The organism is Aeromonas sp. QDB14 (assembly GCF_027707845.1).
GTDB lineage: Bacteria > Pseudomonadota > Gammaproteobacteria > Enterobacterales > Aeromonadaceae > Aeromonas > Aeromonas caviae.
The window spans coordinates 1-5,356 of the sequence record NZ_JAPCJD010000133.1 but is presented as its reverse complement, the minus strand read 5'-3'; the positions used below and the strand labels follow the sequence as shown (position 1 = coordinate 5,356).

The 5,356-nt window shown below is 51.3% G+C and carries 3 protein-coding genes; all 3 read left to right on the top strand.

The genetic code is table 11. The features are described 5' to 3' along the window. Positions 1-275: 275 nt before the first annotated feature. Genes dptF through PG887_RS21665 form a run of 3 tightly spaced genes read left to right on the top strand, consistent with a single transcriptional unit; the run spans position 276 to position 5,300 of the window. A complete protein-coding gene (gene dptF, locus PG887_RS21675) occupies positions 276-1,895 on the top strand; it encodes a DNA phosphorothioation-dependent restriction protein DptF (RefSeq protein ID WP_101531739.1) in 1,620 nt (539 codons plus the stop codon). 2 nt (positions 1,896-1,897) lie between these two features. Further along, complete coding sequence (gene dptG / locus PG887_RS21670; protein ID WP_270822887.1) at positions 1,898-3,226, top strand: DNA phosphorothioation-dependent restriction protein DptG; 1,329 nt, start codon at positions 1,898-1,900, stop codon at positions 3,224-3,226. After that, positions 3,207-5,300: a hypothetical protein gene (locus PG887_RS21665; RefSeq protein ID WP_270822886.1), complete on the top strand. Its 2,094-nt coding sequence runs from the start codon at positions 3,207-3,209 to the stop codon at positions 5,298-5,300. Before dptG ends, PG887_RS21665 begins: the two co-directional genes overlap by 20 nt. Positions 5,301-5,356: the final 56 nt, after the last annotated feature.

The window sequence follows — 5,356 nt, the reverse complement described above, 5'->3', positions numbered from 1 at the left end:
GTAGTTCAGTCGGTTAGAATACCGGCCTGTCACGCCGGGGGTCGCGGGTTCGAGTCCCGTCCGCTCCGCCACTAAATAGAAAGCCCAACCTGTTGAACAGGTTGGGCTTTTTTTCATATCTGTAGTTTGAAATGCCCGCTTGATGTTCGTGACCGTGACCAAACGGTGACCATTTCGTGACCAACCCCCTGTTTTGACCGGAGGTCATTCTGGTCATTGTTGGATTTAATCGGTTACTATCCCTTAATTACTCAATTGGCAGGGCATAAACCGTAGTGAGCGCCGTTACCCTCAGAAAGGCCCTCGGGGTCTTGGCTAAATCATCTCCGTTTTCCGTAAAAACTACGTCAGATAGGCCCAGAGATGTCTATGACGACCTCAAGGAGTATCTCTACGTCAAACCTGATATTGAACTCGACTTTGAGCATGTATTGAGCTCGCTGCGGCCGGGGGATTGCGTCTTTCTCTGTGGCAGTAGTGGTGATGGTAAATCTGAAATTCTCTCCCGTAGCTATGAGCGTTATAAGCAGTACTATCGCTTCCATTTGGATGCAACCCATAGCTTTTCGCCTCATCAATCAGCAATCGATGCGCTAAATGAACTCTTTGATCGTGCTGGAGATGGGGCTCAACCCTTGGTGGTTGGTATCAACATCGGTATGCTGGCCAACTTTGCCAAAGAAGGGGCTGAGCGGCACAGTGCGCTGCGTGGCGTGATCGAACGTTTTTTGAATAGTGGTGAGAGAACGCAAGGGGCGTATCACTTTCTGGATTTCGAGTCCTATCCAAAATTTCGTTTTAATGATGATGCTGGCAGCTATTCAAGCTTTATGCGTCAACTGCTCAAGCGGTTAACCCAGCCAACTGATGACAATCTGTTTCATGCTATTGCGCTTGCAGATGAGCAACGTCAACGCGACATGCGCCTCATCGCCAATTTCAGGCTGTTGGCCAATGAGCACGTGCAAGAGATTATCATTACCACTCTGTTCAAAACCCGTTTGATCAAGGATCAATTCATTACGACTCGCGCCTTGCTGGATCTGCTCCATCAGCTTCTGGCCGGGGAGCATTATCTCTTTGACAACATGTTTCTGGCTAAAGACAGCGAGCTAAGCCTGCGTCTTGCTGACTTTGATCCTGCCTTGATTCATACCCAAGCGGTAGACCAGTTTGTGCTGCGTTATGAGCTGAATCTACCGGATGAGGCGCTGGATGCCTTTATGGACGGGCTGGCAAAACTGGGGCTCATATTCAACGAGCCTCGTGATAAAGCGGGTCAAGCCGCATCCCTTCTGCGCCTTTTTTATCTGCTTAAGGACTGTGAACTTGGCAATAACTACCATCACCAATTCAAAGTCGATTTTGAAGAGCAGGTACTTGAACACTATGCCACTGTCTGGCTGCAGCATAGTCAGTATCTTGGGGAGGGTGGAAGCCAGCTGGCCTTGCGCAATTTCTATGTGAAAGCGCTGATCCCGGCCATTTTTGTCTATGCCAACCGCAATGCTCCTGAGTTGTCAAAGCGTGAGCTTTCTCTGGGTCAATTTGGCCAGTGTCATGTCGCGGCACCTGTCGAGCTTAAAGCTGACTACAGCGCAATTCAGCGTCAGCATGTCGAGAAACACGATCATTTCAGCGCTTATCTGAAAGTTGATGAGCAGCCCTTGGCACCGATGGCAATCAACCTCAATCTGTTTGAGCTGATCTGCAAGCTCAACAATGGCTATCGGCCAAACAAGTACGACAAGAATGCCATCGTGTTGCTCGATGAGATGGTTGAGCAAATTCGCGCTGTCGCTAAAAAGAGCCCTGTTCTTCACTATTACGAAGGTGACCAGCATTACCGTCTTGGTTTGGATGACGGCATGATCACTGTAGAAGGAACCAGATAGTCATGTCTCTGTATCCAATTCCTGTCGGATTAGCTCCGGTTGATAAAAACAAACTCACCAACTACTGGCCCATTCGCAACAAAGGCAATGAGTTTGACTGGGATACCGTGACCGGTGTCGTGCTCGGGCTTTCCTTGCGCAAGCAGGTGACTGCCTATGAATTCGAGCAATTTAAGGAGGAGTGCAAAGCCCGGTTTGTAGATAAGCTCGACGATCCTGATTTTTGGCAGGTACTTGAGAGAGCCTATTTTTCAAATGACTCACTCTTTCACATTTCACCGCTATTCCTCTTGTTCAAGGCCAAAGGGAAGAAGAGTGGACAAGCCGATCTCAGCGCACCAGATACGCGATTGTGCAAATTGTTTGCAGGCTTGTTGGGGGATTTCTTCCTTGAAGATGCGCTCGATGACAAGCTCAACTTTGTCGAGCAAGAACTGTTGTCAGTTCTGCAAGGCAAGCTGCAAAGTGGCAGCTTGGTAAAAAATGAGGATGAGCAACCTTATCTGCCTTTTTTGAATGCCGTATTTCGTGAAGATATTCGCTTTTTGGCTGCGCATCCCCAGTACTTGCTACAAGCCTTGCCCGGCACACTTAAGCTGTATGCCTTTGCTTACTGTGCTCAGTTGGCACTGAATGTGACCGACTGGCAACATGAGCCCCAAAGCAAGCCCCTCTACTTTATCCTCGATTCGGAAAAGGCCAGCTCTGAACGTACTTCGGTAAAACGTTCTGGCTACAAGCTGCTGGCTGCTGCCAGCGAGCGGGTTTTCCCGCTGCTTTCCGCCCTTGACGTGCTCCAGTTGCCAGGGGATGCCAAAAAAAGACCGCTTTGGCAGGTTTATCACGATGCCACGCAATATGCTGACCAGACTCAGTTGCTGGAAGATTTGAACAACTATCTGCAGGCCTTTAGAGAAATCCGTAAATTGCAGTCTGTACGACCTCTCACAAACAGCGTGGCAGAAGCCTTTGAGCAGCTTAAAGAGTTGGCTCTGGAGCAATTCCGTGATGCCAATACCTCACGTGGCGGCGTGAACAAGAAATATGTCAAAGAGCTGGAAGAGAAGCTGCTCAGTGATTTTATTCAGGCCCGGGGGGCCGCTGGCCGCACCCTGGTACTGAATCAGGATCAGCTGTTGCTGTTGACCAATCTCACCATCGGCAAGGCCGACAAGCTGCGCCTGCACGATCTGCGTAAAGGCTTCGAGCTGCGCGGTTTTTATCTTGATAACCAGTCATTGCAGCAACTGGTCAGCTTCTATGAGCGCATGGGCAATGTAGAACGAATGAGTGATAGTGGAGACGCCGTATATGTCCGCAAGACCCTTTGAACATTTTCTGGCCGAACGTTTTATCGAGTGGGTCAGTGCCGACATTGAACCGGGCTCTCGTTACCAGTTCAAATCCCCCAGCGCAGAAAACGGTCTGGTGCTCTATCAGTCACTGGTGACCTTTGCTGCCACAAATACGCTGGCTACGGCCGATGGCATTGACCTGCCATACATAGAGTGCAATGGCGTGCGGGTTTTACCTGTGTTGCATGGTGAGGCTCCGGGATTTACCGAAAACTACATCTCCCGTTTACGTGATCTGGTAGCAGGGCGCAGTGCAGAATTTGAAAAAGCAGCCCTGCTCATTATCCACAACAGCATGCTGGATACTCTGATCAACAGTGCGCTTGATTTGGGGGCGCCCGGTGCGGTCTGGCATCCGGATAGTCTCTCGCAGCAGCTTGGCGCACTGATTGATGTTGGCAGCAGTAACAAGGAGCTGTCAGCCTGCCTGCTTGAAGAGCAACTGTCCCTCATCACTGAAGAGGGGGCGACCGTATTTGGTTTTGCTCCTCTGTTCAGTGCACTGGATCAAGATGGTGTTCTGGAATTTGATGAGCTTCAGCTATTCAATGACCCGGTCATTTTGAACTGGAGCGGCAAGAAGGCTCAGATCAGCAAGCGGCTCCAAGCCAACCGCAAGCTGCGACGCGAGATTGAAGATGCGGTTGAGCATTATGATCTCGATCAGCTCGAGAGTGTCCTGAAAGAGTTCAGCGCCAAGTTTATCCGCCTGCATTTCCAGGATGAGAGCTGGCGTGACCTGGAATTCGAGGCCTACCTCAAAGAGATTGAAGCCAACAAAGCGCAAAAGTTGCTATTGGAAGAGGTGGCCGTTGACAGTGGTTCACTGCAACAAAGAGCCAAAAGCCAGAGCAAGGCGGGACAACGCGACCTGAGCCTGCTGATCCAGCTCCCGCCGGGGGAGAAAACCCTCAACCTCTCTTTTACCTTCATCGGTAATGATCTGGACGAGAGCCAGTTCAAACTGATGCACAATGGGCCGCTCAAAAATTCGGTCACTTATTCTGTCAGCCGTGTCGGTGGTAAACGCTGCTGGGCGACGGTGACCTTGCCCGTCACGGGAGAACCCACCTTTTTTAGCCTTGAGCTTAAACGCGATAACCGCTCCGAAGAGTACAAGTTCCGCTGTCTAGTGGTAGAGCAGGGAGATTTCTATTTCGATGAGTTGCTGCACTGCTTCCGAGTTGATGCGGGCAAGAAGTGGCTGACCCTGCTGCTGGAAGAGAACAAGTTCAAGGTCAACCCAGAGCAAGACGCCATCATGCATCTGGTTGACGATGAGGGCGAAGTGGACTGCAGCGCCTGTGGCTGGGTGAACTTTGATACGCTGGCCGAGCAGAGCGAACAGATCCAGTTTGAGCTGGTCAATGGCGAGCGTCGCTTGCCCATCAATATTGAAGGCCCGGCCGCCGATGAGAGTATTTGCGTTCCGCTGCTGTTTGACCGGGATCGCTTCGCCAAGCTGCTCAGAGATGACCGTAATGCCGAGTATCTGCGGGCCAAAGGCAAGATCATTTTCGATAACAGCGAAAGTGGTGTGGTCGGGATCCGCCAGCAGCTGCTGAACCTCGAAGCACGGATGGTTGATGAGCGGGCCTTGTATATCGGTCTGACTGCCGATCCAATGCCACTTGCGGCGATTAGTGTCAGGTTCCCTGATTTACATGGCGCTTATGCCGCCCTGTTTGACTATCTGCAACACCATAAAACCTTGCCGAGCCTGGTGGCCTGGGGTGACAGCTATTGCGCCCTGGTGCAGCGGGTGCTGGATGCCTACGAAGCGGCATTAAGCGAGATACCGACCAATGCGGTGTTGGCGCTCGAGCACAAACAGTTGATGCGCATCGGTCTGTGCCGCCAGGATGAGTGGCACCGCCTTAGCCCGCTGCACCCCTTGGTACTTGCCTATCACCTGCAACTGGTGGCCGAGATAAAAGCCGATCGCGATGAAGATGGCGTCAGCTCTTTTGCCGAATTGCCAGAGGTGACCCGCGAGCGCCTGGTGGCATCTGGCTTGCTGCCTTTCGTCTACCTGATTACCCATGATTAGCAGTCACCACGAGCTATACTGATCTTACGTACAGTTACTGAGGTGCGAGATCATGG

Bases quoted from the DNA above. Each gene is read 5' to 3' on its own strand.
- dptG (WP_270822887.1), top strand. From the start codon at position 1,898: ATGTCTCTGTATCCAATTCCTGTCGGATTAGCTCCGGTTGATAAAAAC.
- PG887_RS21665 (WP_270822886.1), top strand. From the start codon at position 3,207: ATGTCCGCAAGACCCTTTGAACATTTTCTGGCCGAACGTTTTATCGAG.